General features: G+C 68.2%; 14 protein-coding genes and 1 pseudogene. 10 read left to right on the top strand and 5 right to left on the bottom strand.

What is annotated here, in order from left to right:
• Positions 1–39: 39 nt before the first annotated feature.
• Complete coding sequence (locus GOPIP_RS12740) at positions 40–1,668, bottom strand: ABC-F family ATP-binding cassette domain-containing protein (protein WP_006370085.1); 1,629 nt, start codon at positions 1,666–1,668, stop codon at positions 40–42.
• A 220-nt stretch (positions 1,669–1,888) separates the two neighbouring features.
• On the opposite strand from GOPIP_RS12740, the gene GOPIP_RS12735 reads away from it, so the two are divergent.
• The 4 genes from GOPIP_RS12735 to GOPIP_RS12720 are packed head-to-tail and all read left to right on the top strand — an operon-like array spanning position 1,889 to position 7,318.
• The gene (locus GOPIP_RS12735; RefSeq protein WP_006370084.1) at positions 1,889–3,949 is read left to right on the top strand and encodes a glycosyltransferase family 2 protein; all 2,061 of its coding nucleotides are present in this window, start codon (positions 1,889–1,891) and stop codon (positions 3,947–3,949) included.
• Complete coding sequence (locus GOPIP_RS12730) at positions 3,946–6,174, top strand: hypothetical protein (protein ID WP_006370083.1); 2,229 nt, start codon at positions 3,946–3,948, stop codon at positions 6,172–6,174. Before GOPIP_RS12735 ends, GOPIP_RS12730 begins: the two co-directional genes overlap by 4 nt.
• On the top strand, positions 6,171–6,368 hold the full coding sequence (locus GOPIP_RS12725) for a hypothetical protein (protein WP_006370082.1): 198 nt from the start codon (positions 6,171–6,173) through the stop codon (positions 6,366–6,368). The genes GOPIP_RS12730 and GOPIP_RS12725 overlap by 4 nt, the downstream gene beginning before the upstream one ends.
• Positions 6,365–7,318: a glycoside hydrolase family 16 protein gene (locus tag GOPIP_RS12720; protein ID WP_240523918.1), complete on the top strand. Its 954-nt coding sequence runs from the start codon at positions 6,365–6,367 to the stop codon at positions 7,316–7,318. The genes GOPIP_RS12725 and GOPIP_RS12720 overlap by 4 nt, the downstream gene beginning before the upstream one ends.
• Here the strand turns inward: GOPIP_RS12720 and GOPIP_RS12715 are convergent.
• Both GOPIP_RS12715 and GOPIP_RS12710 read right to left on the bottom strand, forming a co-directional pair.
• Positions 7,300–8,625: a lipopolysaccharide biosynthesis protein gene (locus GOPIP_RS12715; RefSeq protein ID WP_006370080.1), complete on the bottom strand. Its 1,326-nt coding sequence runs from the start codon at positions 8,623–8,625 to the stop codon at positions 7,300–7,302. The genes GOPIP_RS12720 and GOPIP_RS12715 overlap by 19 nt on opposite strands.
• Complete coding sequence (locus GOPIP_RS12710; protein ID WP_035727940.1) at positions 8,622–9,518, bottom strand: glycosyltransferase family 2 protein; 897 nt, start codon at positions 9,516–9,518, stop codon at positions 8,622–8,624. The genes GOPIP_RS12715 and GOPIP_RS12710 overlap by 4 nt, the downstream gene beginning before the upstream one ends.
• A 182-nt stretch (positions 9,519–9,700) precedes the next feature.
• Here GOPIP_RS12710 and GOPIP_RS12705 point away from each other — a divergent pair, with 182 nt between their 5' ends.
• From GOPIP_RS12705 to GOPIP_RS12685, 6 genes and pseudogenes are all read left to right on the top strand, one after another.
• Positions 9,701–10,558 carry a 2-amino-3,7-dideoxy-D-threo-hept-6-ulosonate synthase gene (locus GOPIP_RS12705; RefSeq protein WP_006370078.1) on the top strand — a complete coding sequence of 286 codons (858 nt, stop codon included), beginning with the start codon at positions 9,701–9,703 and terminating at the stop codon, positions 10,556–10,558.
• 141 nt (positions 10,559–10,699) lie between these two features.
• Positions 10,700–11,860 carry a 3-dehydroquinate synthase II family protein gene (locus GOPIP_RS12700; protein ID WP_026920144.1) on the top strand — a complete coding sequence of 387 codons (1,161 nt, stop codon included), beginning with the start codon at positions 10,700–10,702 and terminating at the stop codon, positions 11,858–11,860.
• Positions 11,861–12,059: 199 nt separating this feature from the next.
• Positions 12,060–12,860, top strand: a pseudogene (locus GOPIP_RS29905) (AMP-binding protein); the annotation flags it as partial.
• A gap of 105 nt (positions 12,861–12,965) precedes the next feature.
• Positions 12,966–14,396, top strand: a complete 1,431-nt coding sequence (locus tag GOPIP_RS29900) for a thioesterase domain-containing protein (protein ID WP_373278841.1) — start codon at positions 12,966–12,968, stop codon at positions 14,394–14,396.
• Complete coding sequence (locus GOPIP_RS12690) at positions 14,393–15,367, top strand: beta-1,6-N-acetylglucosaminyltransferase (protein ID WP_006370074.1); 975 nt, start codon at positions 14,393–14,395, stop codon at positions 15,365–15,367. The genes GOPIP_RS29900 and GOPIP_RS12690 overlap by 4 nt, the downstream gene beginning before the upstream one ends.
• Before the next feature lie 50 nt (positions 15,368–15,417).
• Positions 15,418–16,713 (top strand): lipopolysaccharide biosynthesis protein, encoded by a 1,296-nt coding sequence (locus tag GOPIP_RS12685; RefSeq protein ID WP_210739232.1) that lies wholly within the window; start codon positions 15,418–15,420, stop codon positions 16,711–16,713.
• Here GOPIP_RS12685 and GOPIP_RS12680 read toward each other — a convergent pair.
• Together GOPIP_RS12680 and GOPIP_RS12675 are read right to left on the bottom strand one after the other, a co-directional pair.
• Entirely contained in the window at positions 16,679–17,572 is an 894-nt protein-coding gene (locus tag GOPIP_RS12680) for a glycosyltransferase family 2 protein (protein ID WP_006370072.1), read from the bottom strand. The genes GOPIP_RS12685 and GOPIP_RS12680 overlap by 35 nt on opposite strands.
• Positions 17,563–18,323 (bottom strand): glycosyltransferase (locus GOPIP_RS12675; protein ID WP_006370071.1); only part of this gene is annotated, 761 nt, incomplete at its 5' end. The genes GOPIP_RS12675 and GOPIP_RS12680, both read right to left, overlap by 10 nt.

The raw sequence follows: 18,323 nt of genomic DNA, 5'->3' as shown, positions 1-18,323 counted from the left end.
TCGTTCGTCTGGGATCGGTCGGGGTGACCCCGGCCGGTCTCAGGCGAGTTCGATGAGTTCCTGATATTCCTCGGACCAGTGGTCCTCGGTGCCGTCGGGCAGCAGGATCACGCGCTGCGGATCGAGCGCGGCGGCGGCACCGGGGTCGTGGGTCACCAGGACCACGGCCCCGGTATAGCTGCGCAAGGCGTCGAGGACCTGTTCCCGCGAGATCGGGTCGAGGTTGTTGGTGGGCTCGTCGAGGAGCAACACGTTGGCCGCCGAGGACACCAATCCGGCCAGTGTCAGGCGCGTCTTCTCACCACCGGACAGGGTGCCCGCGGGCTGGTCGAGCTGCGCACCGGAGAACATGAACGCACCGAGCAGGCCGCGCAGGTCCTGTTCACCGGCATCGGGGGCGGCGTGCCGGATGTTCTCCCACACCGACGCCCCGTCGTCGAGGGTGTCGTGTTCCTGCGCGAAATAACCGATCTTGAGCCCGTATCCGGGTTCCAGGGAACCTCGATCGGGTGTCTCGACCCCGGCGAGCAGTTTGAGCAAGGTGGTCTTACCGGCACCGTTGAGACCGAGAATGACCACGCGGCTGCCCTTGTCGATCGCGAGATCCACCCCGGTGAAGATCTCCAGGGAGCCGTAGTTCTTGGTCAACCCCGACGCCATCAACGGCGTCTTGCCACAGGTGGCGGGATCCGGGAAGCGGATCTTCGCGGTCCGGTCGGCCACCCGCTCCTCCTCGAGGGAGTCGAGCATGCGGTCTGCGCGTTTGAGCATGTTCTGCGCCGCGGTGGCCTTGGTCGCCTTCGCGCCGAGTTTGGCGGCCTGTGTGCGCAGCGCCGACGCCTTCTTCTCGGCGTTCGCGCGTTCGCGTTTGCGCCGCTGCTCGTCGGTGGCGCGCGCGTCGAGGTAGCGCTTCCACCCCATGTTGTAGACGTCGGCCTCACCACGCACCGCGTCGAGGAACCACACCCGGTTCACCACATCGGCGAGCAACTCGACGTCGTGGCTGATGACGACGAGTCCACCCTCGTGGTTCTGCAGGAATCCCCGCAACCAGGTGATCGAGTCGGCGTCGAGGTGGTTGGTCGGCTCGTCGAGCAGCAGCGTCGTGTCCGACTTCCCGGCACCGTCGGAAGCGGCAAACAGGATGCGCGCCAGCTCGATTCGTCGTCGCTGGCCACCGGACAGAGTGCGCAACGGCTGACCGAGCACACGGTCGGGCAGGCCGAGTGAATGGCAGATCCGCGCCGCCTCGGACTCGGCGACGTAGCCGCCGAGTGCGGAGAATCGCTCCTCGAGCTGCCCGTACTTCGCGACCGCCTTGTCGCGCACCTTGTCGTCTGCCGCCTCGGCCATCAGCGCCTGCTGCTTTTCCATCTGGCGCATGATCGAGTCGAGCCCGCGCGCCGAGAGCACCCGATCGCGGGCGAGCACCTCGAGGTCGCCCTCCTTGGGGTCCTGTGGCAGGTACCCGATCTCGCCGCTGCGCACGACGGTTCCGGCATAGGGCTCGGTCTCCCCGGCCAGGATGCGCAGAGTCGTCGTCTTGCCTGCGCCGTTGCGTCCGACCAGCCCGATGCGGTCGCCGGGTTGGATGCGCAGCGCCGAGCCGGGCGCCGACAGCAGGGTCCGGGCGCCCGCTCGGACTTCGAGGTCGGTCGCGGTGATCACGACGGTCCAGTCTAATCGCCGAGCGACATCAAGACCGCATCGCGCGCATCCGCCCACGTCAGCGACACGATGCGGGCACGCGGTGCCAACATCGGACGGCCGATTGGGACGCCGGGTTAGGGTCTACTACACTAGCTTAGGCTCACCTTAGCGGCACCGAATCCCTCTGCGGCACGGAATCCGCGAGCCCGACCCGACCGGATTCGAGGGAGTACACCCGGTGACCTCACCCCATCCGCATGATCCCCATCCGCACGACGACGGCATCTGCGTCGTCATCTGCTGCTACACCGACGACCGCATGACGCTTCTGACACGCGCGATCGATGCGGTCACCGCACAACTGCATCCCGCCGATCGTCTCGTGGTGGTCACCGACCACAACGACGCGCTCGGGGACCGGGTGAAAACCCTGGTCCACGACCGCCCGGCACGCATCGATGTCGTGCCCAACGGACAGACCCGTGGGTTGTCCGGTGCCCGCAACACCGGCCTGCGGTGCGCGACAGAAGATCTCGTGGTTTTCCTCGACGACGACGCGGTGCTGCGGCCGGGCGGGCTCGCCGATGTGCGTCGAGCCTTCCGCGACCCGTCGCTCCTCGCCATCGGCGGGCGCGTCGAGGCCGCCTGGTCGGGCATCGGCGCTCCCGGCTGGTTTCCCGACGAGTTCGGCTGGGTGGTCGGCTGCGACTATCGGGGTATCGCCCCCGACGGTGCCGACATCCGCAATCCGATCGGCGCCGCGATGGCCGTCCGGCGTACCGCACTGGTCGAGATCGGCGGCTTCGCCGGCGAACTCGGGCGCGTCGGAGATCTGCCGGTCGGTTGCGAGGAGACGCTGATGGGCATCGAGTTGCACCGCCGGTTCACCGACGGTCGGATCGTGCGGAGGGCCGGATTCGCGGTCGACCACTCGGTCACCGAGTCCCGCGCGACACTGCGGTATTTCTTCCGACGCTGCCTGCACGAGGGCCGGTCGAAGGCCGTGCTGCGCCGGATGGCCGGCACGAACGATGCGTTCTCCGCGGAGACCTCCTACGTCCTGCGGACCATTCCCACCGGGATCCTGCGGTATCTCGGCCAGCTGCTGCGCGGAGACCTCGGGGCGCTCGCCCGGTTGCTCGTCATGGTGCTCGGCGTGGCGGTGACCGCCGCCGGTACGGTGTCAGCCCGGCGTGGCGGTGGCCCGGTCACGGCCCGGCGTGGCGGTGGCCCGGTCACGGCCGCGCGGGCTCCGTACACCGGCACCGACACGGTGTCGGTGGTCATCCCGACGATCGGTCGCGACCTCCTCACCGACACGGTGAGAGCCGTTCTTGCCCAAAATCATTCACCAATCGAGGTCATCGTCGTGGACAACCGTCCGGCGTCCGGGCGGACCCGGCAGATCCTCGACGACTTCGACGATCCGCGGCTGCGGGTGGTCGACGAACCGTTTCCGGGCATCTCCGCGGCCCGCAACGCCGGTATCGCCGCGGCGACGGGACGAATCATCGCGTTCACCGACGACGACGCCCAACCACGTCCGGACTGGGTCTCGACGATCGTGGAGACCTTCGTGCGCGATTCCACCGGCACCATCGGCGCCGTGACCGGCCGCGTTGTGGGCGTGGAGTCCCTCACCGAGCTGCAGCAGATGTTCGAGGACGCCCGGGTCTTCGACAAAGGCGAGGACCTCACGGTGTGGGCGCTGCGCCCGCATCCGACACACGTCGCGGCGGGCGTTGCCGGCGAGCACAACTTCTTCTTTCCCTACACCGCGGGCCAGCTGGGCAGCGGGAACAATCTGGCGCTCGCAGCCGAGATCCTGCCGCACACCGGGGTGTTCGACGAACGCCTCGGAACGGGAACCCCGTCGCGCGGCGGTGAGGACCTCGACCTGATGCGTTCGGTCATCCTTTCCGGATGGGCGATCGCGTACCGCCCGGACGCCGTGGTGACGCACTACCACCGCGACAACATGGCCGAGTTGCGCACGCAGAGTTTCGGATACGGCACCGGGATGTCGGCGTCGCTGACCAAGCTGGCGTTGTCCCGGCACGGTCTGGCCCTGGCCTGGCGTATTCCCGCGGGTCTGCGCGCGCTGTTGGTGCCCGGGTCGGAGAATGTCTCGGCGTTCGCCCGGGAACAATGGCCCGACGAACTGCGCACACTCGAACGGCGCGGCTATTTCGCCGGACCTGCACTGTTCTTGCGCGGCCATCGCCGTTGCCGCGGCCGGGCGATGCCCGGCACCGGTACCGGCCACGCCGGTGAACATCCGACGGGATCGACCGCATGACGCTGACCACAGACCGATCCGAGGCCGGGACCGGAACCGATCGCCACTCGGTCGGGTACGGCTTCCCACCGCGGGCAGCGCTGTCGGTGGCTGCGGTCCTCGCGGTGGTGCTGCTCCTCCTCGACATCGCCGCCGCGGTCGACCTCGACGTCGCCGGCGCCGGGGTGCGCGCGGTACTCGTCTTCGCCGGCGTCCTCACCCTGCCCGGCCTGCCACTGGTCATCGCACTGCGCATCCCCGGCCGCGCGTTGTCGGCGATTCTCGCCGCGGCGATCTCCTTGTCGGTCACCGTGCTGGCGGCGCAGACCACGATGATCGCGGAATGGTGGAGTCCGCTACGCACGCAAGCGATTCTGATGGTTGCCACACTCGCGGTGTGTCTCTGGACCTGGCGCACCCTGCCCGCGGCGACCCGGTCGGGAACCTGGCGGCTCGGTCGTCGAACGTGGACCCGCAGCCGGGCGCGGAGCCTCGTGGCACTGGCGGTGGCACTGGCGCTGTTCGTCGTGTCTGCCGAGTCACTGGATGTGCTGCGGGTCGGTCGATTCGGCGTCATCGCAGGTGTGGACGCCTACTTCTTCGTCGGGCTCGCGCTGCTCGCGGTGGTGATCGTCGCCGCGTTGGGCGCCCGACGCCTCGACCCGCTGGTGCTGTCGGTCTCGACGGTGCTCGCCGTCGTCTACAACGGAATGCTCGTCGGTGCTGCCACCGGCGAGACATCGATCCCGACGTCCTTCGTCCACCGCGGTTTCATCAGCATCCTCGCCCAGGGTCACGCGCTCCCCGATCAGATCGACGCCCGATTCAGCTGGGCCGGATTCTTCAGCATGGCCGCCCACGTCCAGACCGCGGCCGGATTACCGGACGTCACCGGCGTTCTGGTGTGGGCACCACTGGTGTCGGGTGTGGTGATGTCCTTCGGCGTCTACGCCATCGCGATCGCGGTGACCGGCCGCGCCCGCCTGGCGTGGATGTCGGTGCTGCTCTACCACGGTTTCAACTGGTATCAGCAGGACTACTTCGCACCGCAGGCCATGGCCCTGATCGGTTACACCGCCATCCTCGCGACCCTGCTGTGGCAGTTGCGTCGGGCACCGCTCCCCGACTTGGGACAGGGGCGAATTCAGCGTGTGCTCACCGCGTTTCGACGCACCCCGGGTCGCGTACCCGGCATCGGCGCGGGACGCACCCTGGCTCTCGAGGCGATCCTCGTCGTCATCGTGGCAGCGGGCACCGTCTCCCATCAGATGACCCCGATCCTCACGATCGTGGCGTTGGCGGCGTTCGCGGCGACCGGAACCACCCGCTACCGCACGCTATGGCTGGCGGCCGGCCTGATCTTCGCCGCGTGGTTCTCTTACGGCGCCACCGACTTCTGGCTTGGTCACCTGCAGTCCCTCGTCGAGGAGGTCGGCAAGGTCGGCCAGTCGGTGGAGGCCGGCGTCGGTGATCGACTCAGCGGCGATCCCACCTACACCCGAATGCAGTATCTGCGCATGATGGCCTCCGGTGGATTCGCCCTCGTCGGCCTCATCGGCTGGTTCGTCTGGCGGACCAAGCGAACGCGGCTGATCGCCGGACTCCTCTGTGCCGCACCGTTTCTGCTGGTGGCACTGCAGAGTTACGGCGGTGAGATGATCATCCGCTGCTTCCTGCTCGCCTCACCCGTGCTCGCGCCGTTCGTCGCCCTGACCCTGGCCTGGGTCGGCCACCGGATCGACATGGCCCGTCGCCGACGACCGGGATCGTCACGTCTGACCGCGCTGACGTCGATGGTGTTGTGCGTCGCGGTGTTTGCCGTTGGTGTCCTCGAAACCACCAACCGCGGATTGAACACCGCATTCGAGGCGTCCACCCGCGATGAGGTGGTGCTCACCGACGAGTTCATGGCGACGATTCCCCCGGATTCGCTGGTCATGAGTTTCAGCCACGCCCCACACTCGGTCGGCATTCGTCGCACTCTGGACCCACACGGCCCGAAGTTCGCGTTCATCGACTCCTATCCCTGTTTGAACAACATCGCATTGTGCACCGAGCAGCGCGATCCCGACTTCGTCTACATCACCAACCAGGGGATCCAGATGCTCGTGCTCCAGTACGGCCAGGACCCGTCGTGGTTACGTCAACAGATCGACGAGGTCGTCGATACCGGACGCTTCCGGGTCACGGTCAACACCCCGAGCGTGCAGATCCTCCGCAACGTGAAGAACGGACCGACATCATGAATCTCACCATCGCCGCGTTCGTCGCCGGCGCCGTGCTGCTCGTGGTGGGCGCGGCACTTCGCGAATTCCAGGTCCCCACATCGGGTACGACGGGCCGTGGTCGCCTGGCACATCGGGTGACCATCCTGGTGGCCGCGTGCACCGTGGTCGCCGCCTGCTTGACCGTGCAGCGCCTCGCGGTGATGGCGCTGTGAGACGGCCCCGGCGGAAACGACCAGGATCACAACGCCCGCGGCTGCTGCCGATTGCGTTGGGCGCCACGCTGATCGCCGGCGTCGCCGCATGCGCACCGGCGTCGGGCGACCCGATGCACAACGCCGCGCAGACGACCAACTGCGTCGGCTCAGGGGTCGACGGCGCGGGCACCACGCCCACCGCCCAAGACCGACGATTGTGGAAGCGCGAGTTCGTCGACACCTTCGATCGATGTGACCTCGGCGATCGCTGGAGTACCTATTCCGGGTCGCCGGGCGGCAATCCCGTCGGCCGGTGGGATGCGTCGATGGTGCGCGTGCACGACGGAGTGCTGCGACTCCTGGGCGAGAAGACCACGTCGGGTTGGGTGACCGGTGGCGTCTCCAACTATCCGGTCACCCAGACCTACGGGCGGTGGGAGGTGCGGATGCGGGCCACCGACAGCGCCGATCTCTCCTATCACATGCTGTTGTGGCCCAAGGACGAACAATGGCCGCCCGAGATCGACTTCGCCGAATCCATCGCCTCCCGGCGCGATCAGATGTCGGCGTTCGTGCACTGGGTCGACGCCCGAAACCGGGACGGGGACAACAAGAAAGCCCACGCCGAGGTGAGCGGCGACTTCGGCGACTGGCACACCGTCGGCGTCGAGTGGCTGCCCGGGCTGATCCGGTACCTGCTCGACGGCCGGGTGTGGGCGGAGGTCCGTGATCCGGTGATGGTGCCGTCGGTGCCGATGTGGCTCGGCATGCAGGTCGAGGCCGGAGCGTGTGAACGTCGAGCCGACTGGGGTACGGCGACATGCTCACCCGACGAACCACGTCCGACGCGTGGTCAGGTCGAGATCGACTGGGTGGCAGTGTATTCGCCCATCGATGATGTCGCGGCGTTCACCCGTGCCGGATATCTCACGCCGACACCTGGCGCCGCTCAGCTCGGACCGAGCTGAGCGCGCCCGCCCAGAGCACGGGCCAGTGGGACCGCCACCAGTGTGGCCGCCGTACCCTCGGCGATGACCATCGCCCACCCGGCGGCGATCAGCCCGTGATCGCCGATCCACGCGGCGGTCAACGACAGCATCGTCACGGCACTGATCACCTGAACCGCCAACGCCGGACCGAGCCGGCACCGCACCCGGCAGATCCCGACGAACGCCAGGCCCACCGCCGCGAGCGGCAGTGCGGTGGCACCGAGCCGGAGCAGGACGGTCCCGTGTGCGGCGTAGTCCGCTCCGGCCAGCCGCAGGAACACCGGGCCGATCACGATCAGGACCAGCGCCGCCACCATCGCCCCGCCGACGAGAATGGCCACGAACTGCCGCGTACGACGCAGGGCCACTTGGACATTCGGCGACACCGGGGAATTCGCGGGCCGTGCGGCATCGTCGGCACTCATCGCCGCCACATACGGGCCCAGCAGCATGGTCAACAGCACCAGCACCGCGCTCACCAGAGACCAGACGATCGAGAAGTACGCATTCTGATCGGCCCCGACCCGCGCGATCACCACCGGCGGCAGGATCAGCGGCGTGATCGCGCCGGCCACATAGACGCCGTAATTGCCTGCGAGAAAACGGCGTTGGGTCCGCCACGCGGGCAGCGCCATCGATGTCGACACGAGATCGGCGGCACGCAGCCGGAGTTCACGGCGAGCGACCCACCACAGCAGAGCGGCCGCGATCGCCGCCGTCACCACCCAGCTGCCGATGAGACCGAGCCGGTCGGCCGACAGTGCGAGCGCGGCCGCAGCGGCGAGTTTGGCGACCGCGTGCACGATGTTCTTCTGGGCCGACCAGTCGGCGCGTCCCATCGCGATGCTCACGTGGTCGAGCATCGCGAACGACGACAGGACCACCACCACGATCGGGAACATCCACATCTGCACGGCGCCGTCGAACATCTCCGACGTCGGGCCGACGATCAGGAACCCGCAGCCGAGCAGCGCGCCGCAGCTCGCTCCGATCAGCAGTCCTCGGCTCGGAAGTGTCAGGCTGCGTTCCCCGGCAATCGGGAGAAACCGTTCGAGATAAGCGCCGATTCCCAGGTTGCCGAACGCCGAGAGCATGGTGGCGGTGGTGATCACCGCGGCAGCGGCTCCGACCTCCGACGCCGGGTACATGCGCCCGGCCAGGACCCAGTAGACCAACCCGAGAACCGCGGTTCCCAGACCCGAGACCACCAGTGCCGCAGAGCTTCTCGCGATCGTCTGACCGGTCGGTGCAGGCCCGTCGGACAGATCGGCGCGAGCGGCGATCACCCCGCGAGTTCGTCGGATGCGAGTTCGATCGCGGCACCCGCGCGCACTCCGTGACGCGTCGCCGACCGGTGCGAACGCCAGTGCTTGAACTCCTGGTTGATGGTGCGCAACACGCGCATGCCATCGCTGTAGGCATTGAGGTTGCTGCGCCCGTGCAGTCGTGGCCCCTCGAAGCTGCCGACCTCGGTGATCCGCAGACCGGCGGTGGCCAACCGAACGTTGATGACGGTCTCGATCTCGAACCCGTCCCCCCATTGCGCCCGTCGATATCCGGTGGGCGGCAACTCGATCTGCTCGGCGTGACGCGCCCAGAAGGCGTTGTAGCCGTAGCAGAGATCGGTGAACTTCGTGCGGAAGTAGACGTTGACGATGGTGTTGAGGGCTTTGTTGCCGATCCGTCGCAATGCGGTGATGTCGGTGCTGCCGCCGGCGCCGACGAACCGACTGCCCTTGGCCAGGTCGGCGCCCTCGACCAGCGCCTGCACGAACAGCGGGATCTCCGCCGGATCGGTGGAGCCGTCGGCATCGATCGTCACGATGATGTCGCCTGTGCAGGCCTCGATCCCGCACGCGAGTGCATTGCCCTTGCCCGAGCGGGTCTGGGTCACGAAAGTGGCCTCGGGCCACAGCTTTCGGGCCACCGCGACGGTGTCGTCGGCCGAGTTGCCGTCGACGAAGACGATCTGATCGATGCCCTCGGGCATCCGGAAGGCCACATAGGGCAAATTCTTGGCCTCGTTCATCGCCGGGATGATCACCGAGACGCTCGGACGAGAGCCCGCCGCGTCGGAGATGGGCGAAACGTCACCATGCCCGATGGGCGAAACGTCACCGTGCCCGATGGGCGAAATGTCACCGTGCCCAATGATTTCCGGTCGTGCGCTGTCCTGCATGGGTCCCCACTCGTTGCGGTTCGAACTACCTGAAGTTAGGCTTAGCGTAGACTAAAGGTTAGCCTAACCAAAGCCCGGTTCGCCGGAGTGCCGCACTTCACACCTTCTGCGGCGAATTGCGATCACCGCACAGGCTAGCCTAGCCTAAGTAGTTGTTCCACCCAGGCCTGCCAGGAGACCCGATGAACACCTTTCCGGATGGATATCGCCGTCCACATCCCACGGGCGGCAAGGCTATTCGGCTCTCCCGCATCGCGGATCCGGTGACCATGCGAGCCCAGATCGTGCCGATGGACCATTCGGTCACCGTCGGTCCGCTGGGCCCCACGCACCACACCGAACGCATGGTCCGGTTGCTGGCCGATTCCGGCTGTGACGCCGTGGTGCTCCACCGTGGTCGCGCACAGCAGGTCTCCTCGACGGCATTCGCCACCATGGGGTTGATAGTGCACCTGTCGGCGAGTACTTCCCTCGGTCCCGACCAGGACGCGAAGGTACTCGTCGGGGGTGTCGACGCCGCCCTGCGGATCGGCGCGGATGCGGTGAGTGTGCACGTCAACGTCGGCTCCGCGACCGAGACACGACAACTGCAGGACTTCGCCGCCGTCTCCCGGGAATGCGACGCGCTCGGGGTCCCACTGCTGGCCATGATGTACGCGCGCGGTCCGGCCCTCCCCGCCAAGCCGGCGGGAACGACGCTGGCCCATCTCGCGGCCATCGCCACCGATCTCGGTGCCGACATGGTCAAACTCGACTACGCCGGCTCCGCAGAGGTCATGCGGGCCGTCGTCGACTCCACCCCCGCACCGATCTACGTCGCCGGCGGCCCGGGTCGCACCGACGACGAGGCCATCGAATTCGGCGCCGAGGTGCTCACCAGCGGAGTCGCCGGGTTGAGCTTCGGCCGCAACATCTTCGACGCCGCCGACCCGTTCCGGGTGGCCAGCAGCCTGGCCGATCTGGTGCACCGGCGCGCGGGCACCACCGCGATGGCCCGCGCCGGAGCGCCCGCCGACGTCGCCGCGCTCGAATCGGCCTGAGCCGAATCGCTCGGGTTCGAGTCCGGCCTGGTTCGGGTCAGGCCCGGTCCGACACTTCCACCCACTTCACCGCGCCGACGCCCTCCGGTCGCGCGTCACCACCGTCAGCAGAACAGGAATCCATCCGTGTCCACCACCGACATGTCCACCGCCACCGGCGAGCTCATCGTCACCGACCAGATCGTGCCCGCCGCCGCCACCGGAGCTGCGCGTGCCACCACGCATTTCGGGTGGATCGACGTGCGGGGCCTGAACTCACCGGTGCGCGACGCGGTCATCGCCGCCGCGCTCAACCAGGGTCTGGACGGAATCGTCGCCGACGACCCGCAGGTGCTGAGCGATCTGCCACCGACCGTGCGTCGAATCCTGTTCGCCGCCAATGGCGTATCCGCCTCGGAGGCCGACCTCGTCCTCATCGACGCCGACGCGGTCGATCCCACCACCGCCACCGACGCCCTGACCGGCCTGCACATCACCGTCTCCGATGCGCCCACCCTGGCACAGGCGTGTGACGCGGTGCGCGTCACCCCGTGGACCGTTCTGACCTTCACCGATCCCACCAAGATCCCACTCGAGATCGTGATCGCCGCCGCCGAGAACTCCGGCGGCAAGACGGTGACCGTGGTCAATGACATCACCGACGCCGAGATCGTGAAACTCGTTCTCGAACACGGCTCCGACGGGCTGCTCCTCGCACCCCGGCACGCCGACGACGTCCTCGCGCTCGCGACGATCCTGTCCCCGACCGCCGACCGGGTCGAGCTGTCCCACCTGACGATCACCGGCGTCGAGCACATCGGTATGGGCGAACGGGCCTGCATCGACACGTGCTCCCTGCTCGAGTTGGACGAGGGTTGCCTCATCGGTTCGTTCGCGAGCGGAATGTTCCTGTCCTGCAGCGAGACCCATCCACTCCCCTACATGCCGACGCGTCCGTTCCGATGGAATGCCGGTGCCGTGCACTCCTATGTCCTCACCCCCGACAACCGGACCCGCTACGTCAGCGAACTGCGCGCAGGTCAGCCGATCCTCGCGGTCCGTTCGGACGGTTCGGCCCGCGAGGTACGGATCGGACGGGTGAAGATCGAACGCCGCCCACTGATCTCGATCACTGCGACGAGTCCGGACGGCAAGACGATCAATGTCATCGCGCAGGACGATTGGCATGTTCGCCTGCTCGGCCCCGGCGGCAGCGTCAACAACGTCACCGAACTCACCCCCGGAGACGTGCTGCTGGGTTACGTCCCAACCGAAGCGCGCCACGTCGGGCTGCCCATCACCGAGTTCTGTGAAGAACGCTGAGCGCCTTGCCGATCGGTTCGCCGCGGCCGTCGCCGTCCACGCCGACCGATCCGCGCTGCGCATCGGCGACCGGTGCTGGGATTATCGCGAGCTCGACGACGAGCTGAGCCGCCTCCGGGCAACTCTCGCCGAGGTCTGTACCGATCCCGACCGGCCGGTCGCGGTCGTCGTCGACGGTACGGCGGCGACCTTCCTGCCGATGCTCGCCGTGCTCTTCTCCCCGCATCCGTTGATCCCCCTCGATGCAGCCTCGCCGCAGTCGCGGGTGTCGACCATCCTCACCGACACCGGAGCACTGCTCTGGCGCACCGCCCCCGGGACCGGCGCAGACACCGCGCCCGGAGCCGAATCCGCGCCGGGTTACCCCCGGGTGGACTGCGCGGTGCTCGCCTACACCTCTGGTTCCACCGGCACCCCCAAGGCCGTCCGGCAGGGCGACGAGCTGTGGCTGCATCAGGCGACCGAACTCGCCCACGAACTGGGCATCGTTCCGGGATCGGTAGTCGCACAAGCACTTCCAGCCACCTTCGGTGGTGGGCTCGACGTCACCGTCACCTCGCTGCTCGCCGGGGCGTTGCTGTGGACACTCGATCCGCGAATCGACGGCGTGGGGGATCTGGTCGCCGAACTTCGAGGTCGCCGCCCACAGTCGCTACACCTGTCGCCCGCGTTGCTGCGGGCGGTCCTCGACACCGCCGGCGCCGGCGAGGCATTGAGCGGCATCGACCTGGTGGCCACCTGTGGTGAAGCGCTCGATGCGGTCGAGGTCGACCGACTGCGCGCACTGACGCCCGAGGTCACCTTCGTGAACCGGTCCGGCTCGTCGGAGACCGGAAACCTCGCCTTCAACTCGTTCACACCCGACCGGGAGCTGCCGACCGGCACGCTGCCCGCCGGACGCATCGCGGCGGGCAAACACATACGCGTGCTCGACGAGCACGGCACACCACTCCCGGACGGCGCGGTCGGCGCGATCGAGGTGCGCTCGCCCCATCTCGCACGCGGATATCTCTGCGACGGTGAGCTCGTCGACTTCGCGACGCACGGCACCGGTGACCAAGGGGTGCCCACCGCATTGCCGGTACGCAGTCACCGCACCGGCGACATGGGGCGGGTCGTCGGTGACCGGCTCACACTGCTCGGTCGCAGCGACGACACGGTGAAGATCCGCGGCTACCGCGTCGACATCGGCGAGGTGACCGCCGCGGCCCGCGCCGCCGACGGCGTGGGCGACGCCGTGGTCATCGCCCGAGAGTCCGCGGGCCGCACCGAACTCGTCGCATACGTCGCACCGCCACGGACCGCCCGCGCCCCGGCGATCGCGACGGTGCGCACCGCCATCGGCCGGGCTGTGCCGTCCTGGATGGTCCCCACCCACATCGTCCTTCTGCCCGAACTCCCCCGCACCGAGCGCGGCAAGGTCGATCGCAGCGCACTGCCCGCACCCCGACGGCGCCCCGCGTACATGCCACCGGCCACCGGTACCGAAAAGCTGCTGGCACCGATCTATGCCGACCTCCTCGGGATCGGGACAGACGGGATCGGGGCGGACGACGACTTCGTCGCGCTCGGTGGCGATTCACTCACCGCGGTGACCCTCCTGCGACGCGTCGAGGAAACCTTCGGGGTGAGCCTGCCCCCGTCCGCACCGATCACCGACCCGACCGTGCGAGACCTCGCCGCGCGCATCGACGCAGGCGCACCCATGAGCGCCGACGGCGTCGTGGTCCATCTGCGTGGAACAGACGATGTCGCCGCAAGCAACGATCCCGGCGGCTCCCCCGCTCACACCCCGATCGTGTTCGCCTTCGCCGGCGCCGGCGAGTCGGCACTGGCCTTCGCTCCCCTGGCGCGGCGCCTATCCGGGTATCGCGTCATCGGCCTCCACGCCCATGGTCTGGAGAACCTTGGCATCCCCGATCCGACGATCCGGCGGGCCGCCCGACGTTTCGCCGGTCACGTGCGCCGGTTCTGCCCCCACGGCCCCTATCGATTCGTCGGCCACTCACTCGGTGGCGTGATCGCCATGGAGGTCGCGCGCATCCTCATCGACGACGGCGAGGTGATCGAGCACATCGTGTGTCTCGACACCGTACTCACCGGGCCGCTGCAGCGTCGTCTGCCGGTCCACCTGCCCGCATCCACCGACGACACCGCCGACACCGCAACCGGATCCGATGTCGTCGATCCCGAACAGGCTGCTGCAGAACACTGTTCGACGTGGGAGCTGTGGCGTACCCGGGTGGCATTGCTCACCGCCGGATGGTGGCCGCGGCCGGCCGATGCCCAGTGGTCGCTCTTCCACGAACTCGGGCGACGCTCGGCGTTACTGCATCGATTGCACCCCTGGCCGGGCCCGGTCACCGTCGTTCTCGCCGAGGACAACCCCGATCCCGGCGAATGGTGGGATGTGATCGCGCCCGATCACCAAGGCGTGCACCGCATCAGCGGCGACCACAACGGGATCCTGCGCGCACCGCACGTCGATGCGACGGCGGAGATCGTCACCGACGCCCTTACCGGGGCGAACGTATGACACCCCGGTTCGCGGTGTACATCGCCGCGCACGACAAGCCCGCATTGTTCGCCGATCTGGTTGCCTCGCTACATCATCCGCAGATCGATGTCTATGCCCACGTCGATCGCGCCGTCGACAGTCGTCCGTTTCACGAGGCGGTACGTGCCGTACTGCCCGAGGCGGTGCATCCGGTGCGGTTCGTCGCCGAGCGTGACCGCATTCGGGTGAACTGGGGTGGCATCAGCCTGGTGTCGGCCAGCCTGCGGCTACTTGCCCTCTCCACGGGCTCCGGCCGTGTCTACCATCGTCATTCGTTGTTGTCGGGGACCGATCTGCTGCTTCGGCCGCTGCCCCAGCTGATCGACGCGTGGTCGGGCGACGTCGAGTTCCTGCGCGTCGATTGCGCACTGGATTCCGGGCCGCACCGCGCGACCGTCGACCGGTATCACTTTCCCGACCATCCGAGCCTGCGCCGATTGTCCGGTCGCATTCCGCGCCCGCCGATCGAACGGCGCCTCTACCGCGGGTCCAACTGGTGGTCGCTCACCGACGCGGCGATCGGGATCATCGCCCGCACCCTTGCCGACGACCCGGGGTGGTTGCGGGATCTGCGGTTCGCCTCGTGCCCCGACGAGATCGTGTTCCACTCGATCCTCATGGGATCGGCTCGGGCGCCGGCCATCGGGCAGAACTACGCCGAGTGTGTCCACGACAACTATCGGCATCCCGAGTCCGACTGCGTACACAGCGACGTGACGATCCACGGGCAGCACTACATCGACTGGACCGACCCCGACGGCGTCTCACCACCGGATCTCGATGTCGAGGCACTGCGACGCGCACTCGACGGCCCGGCCCTGTTCGCCCGCAAGGTGCCCTCGGGCTGGACGTGGCGCACCGGGCCCCTGCCCGACGGTGACACGAGAGACGGGGACACGACAGGCAGGGACACAACAGGCAGCGACCGGCCCACTCGGGTGCGCGCGTGATCGGCCGGCTCGCCACCCGGGATCGGTTGACGGTCAACGCTTCTGCCCTCATGGCCAGCTCAGTGGGCACCGGGCTGCTGGGACTGGTGTACTGGATCGTCGCCGAGCACCACTTCCCCACCGCCGAGGTCGGCCGGGCCTCGGCGGTGATCAGCTCGGCGACCGTGCTGTCCTCTCTGGCCTGCCTGTCCCTCGGCGGTGCGTTCCAGCGGTTCCTGCCGGTGGCGGGCGGCGCCGCCCTGCGCTACATCGTCGGCGGGTATCTCCTGACCGCGGCCACCGGCGTCGTCCTCGCCACCGGATTCGTCGTCGTCGGACTCGGAGACCGAATCCTGCACAGCACCGGTGAACGAATCGCCTTCGTCGCCATGGTCGTCGTGTTCGCGCTCTACGCGCTCACCGACCCCATCCTCACCGGCCTGCGGCGCGCTCCGGCCGTCGCGGTCAAGAACATCACGCTCTCGGCGATCAAGATCGTCCCCATCGTCTTCCTGGCCGGTGTGCCCTCGGCACTGGCCATCTCCGGTTCCTGGGCGTTGCTGGCGGCCGTGGTCACCGCCGTCTTCGTGTTCGGTGTCTGCCGCACCGCGATCGCTCGTCGCGGCCAACGTCGCGACCTACCGGCAGGACGCGAACTGTTGTCGTTCCAGGGAGCCTTCTTCTTCCTGATGCTGGTGTCGTCGGTGACCCCGCTGGCGTTGCCGCTGGTCGTCGTCGCCAAGACCGACACCACCCAGAACGCCTACTTCAATCTGGCGTGGACGATGTGTTCGGCGGCCGGGATGCTGCGCGCGTCGATCGGTTCGGCGTTCATCGTCGAGGCCTCCGCGCCCGACGCCGACCGCCCGGCACTATTACGACGTCTGGGCACCATGCTCGGACTGGTCACCGGGGTCGTGGCGGCCGGATTGGCGATCGGCGGCCCGGTCGTGCTGCTGCTCGCCGGCCGCGACTACTTCCACGCGGCGGGTCCGCTGATGGTCGTCATGGCCGTCGAATCGATCGTGGAAACCGTTGTGGTGACCTACTTCTTGATCGCCCAGCTCCAACGACGGATGCGGTTGATGGTCGCCGCCCAGGTGATCATGGTGATCACCACCGTCGGTGGTGCGTGGGTGCTGCTCGATCCGCTCGGGCTGCTCGGCGTCGCGGTCGCCTCACTGCTCGCGGTGGTGATCACCCTCGCGGTGGTCGCCAGACCGCTGATCCTCGGGGTGCGCGCGATGCTGCACGACACGCCGGCGAACACGCCTCATACCGAATGCACCGACGACCCGCCGGTCGCGGGACCCGGCGGGTCGGGCGCCGGTGTCACCGACGTCGGGCAGCCAACGTCGCCTCGATGACGCGACGCGAACAGAACCGGGCGGTCTGGACGCCCGGCTTCCGCCGGAATGCCCGCGCTGCGGCCGCCGAGCTGATCACCGCGGTACGCACCACCCCCGCCTCCTCGGGCCACAGCAGGTCGCGGACGACGTGATCCGGCAGGGCTCGCACACCGGTGCGGTTCGCATGCGCGGCCGCAATCGCCAGATGCGCCTCCCGTTGCTCGGCACTGTGCCGGTTGCTCACCTGCGACGGATGAATCCGGTACCGATAACCCACCGACGCGACGTTGCCGATCCGTCCGAACGCCGAGAGTCGCGCGTAGAACTCGTAATCCTCGGCGTGGGCGAACTGCGGATCGAATCGCAGCGCGGCCTCCGTCACGACGTCGCGGCGCATCATCACCGAAGCGCCACACAGACTTCCGGCCAGCAGCAGCCGCTGACGGCACGCCCTGTCCGAACGCGGCATCCGCACGCGCCCGGTCATCGATCCGAACAATTCATAGTCGGTGCCGCAGGCGATCCCGTCGGGATGCCGGTGAAACCACCGTAGTTGCGACTGCAACCGGCCGGGGGTCGAGATGTCGTCGGCGTCCATGCGCGCCAGATACCTCCCGCGGGCCTCGTCGAGGCCACGGTTCAAGGCGGCCACGAGTCCCGAATTCGGTTGTCTCACCACACGTATGCGCGGTTCGTCGAGAGTGTGCAGCACCTCGGCACCGCCGTCGGTGGAGCCGTCGTCGATCACCAGGAGCTCCAGATCGTCGACGCCCTGCTCGAGAATCGACCGCGCGGCCGCCTCGATGTGGTCGGCGGCGTTGTACGCCGGCATCAGGACCGTCACCAGCGGTGGGTCCGACCGCCCGGTCAGCGCCATCGCAACACCGCCGAGTAGAGGCCCGGTGCGAACTTCATCAGCACCGCGAATCTCGCCTCCCGCAGATGGCGTCCGGCCCACAGGGTCGGCAGATCGCGCATGGTGATCTCGGCGCGCACCCGGCGGATCGCGGTGCGATACAGCGGCGGTTCGGCCCGGCCGTGATGCGCCGACCGCATCGCGACGTGGGCCACCGACGTCAGCACCTCGCGGTAACGGAAGCCCACGAAGTCGCGGGACCAGTCCACCCCGCGGTCGGCGCCGCGGATCAGTTCTCGCACATCGGCTTCGACGCGGAAGAGGTCGAGCGTCGAGGGACTCAGGGCCGTCGACAACGAGCCGTCCCGATATAGATAGCGATACAGCGGCTCGGCCACGGTGGCCACCCGGTCCACCGACAATGCCAGCCGCACGCTGGTCGCAACATCTTCGTAGGCCTGATCCTGTGCCCACGGGTGGGTTCCGAGGATCTCGCGGCGAAAGATCTTGGTACAGGCGTAGGCCTTCGCGCGGCCGCAGAGGATTTCGCGGGCATAGCGCTCTCCGGTGAGCACCTCGGCCGATGGTGGCGCCTCGTCGATCTGCAGGACGTTGCCGTCGACGTCGACGCGCCGCGTACGGGTGACGGCGAATGCCGCGTCGTGGCGCTCGATCGCGTCGACGAGGCGTTCCACGAAGTCGGGGTCGGCCTGATCGTCGCTGTCGAGGAACCAGACCAGATCGGTCGCCAGTTGCGCCAGCCCGGTGTTGC

The organism is Gordonia polyisoprenivorans NBRC 16320 = JCM 10675 (genome assembly GCF_000241325.1).
Classification (GTDB): domain Bacteria; phylum Actinomycetota; class Actinomycetes; order Mycobacteriales; family Mycobacteriaceae; genus Gordonia; species Gordonia polyisoprenivorans.
Note: the sequence above shows the minus strand (reverse complement) of the source record. Positions and strands in the feature narration are given on the sequence as shown.

Bases quoted from the DNA above. Each gene is read 5' to 3' on its own strand.
- GOPIP_RS12685 (WP_210739232.1), top strand. From the start codon at position 15,418: ATGGCCAGCTCAGTGGGCACCGGGCTGCTGGGACTGGTGTACTGGATC.
- GOPIP_RS12710 (WP_035727940.1), bottom strand. From the start codon at position 9,518: ATGCAGGACAGCGCACGACCGGAAATCATTGGGCACGGTGACATTTCG.
- GOPIP_RS12730 (WP_006370083.1), top strand. From the start codon at position 3,946: ATGACGCTGACCACAGACCGATCCGAGGCCGGGACCGGAACCGATCGC.
- GOPIP_RS12680 (WP_006370072.1), bottom strand. From the start codon at position 17,572: ATGGCGCTGACCGGGCGGTCGGACCCACCGCTGGTGACGGTCCTGATG.
- GOPIP_RS12700 (WP_026920144.1), top strand. From the start codon at position 10,700: ATGTCCACCGCCACCGGCGAGCTCATCGTCACCGACCAGATCGTGCCC.
- GOPIP_RS29900 (WP_373278841.1), top strand. From the start codon at position 12,966: ATGGGGCGGGTCGTCGGTGACCGGCTCACACTGCTCGGTCGCAGCGAC.
- GOPIP_RS12690 (WP_006370074.1), top strand. From the start codon at position 14,393: ATGACACCCCGGTTCGCGGTGTACATCGCCGCGCACGACAAGCCCGCA.
- GOPIP_RS12705 (WP_006370078.1), top strand. From the start codon at position 9,701: ATGAACACCTTTCCGGATGGATATCGCCGTCCACATCCCACGGGCGGC.
- GOPIP_RS12725 (WP_006370082.1), top strand. From the start codon at position 6,171: ATGAATCTCACCATCGCCGCGTTCGTCGCCGGCGCCGTGCTGCTCGTG.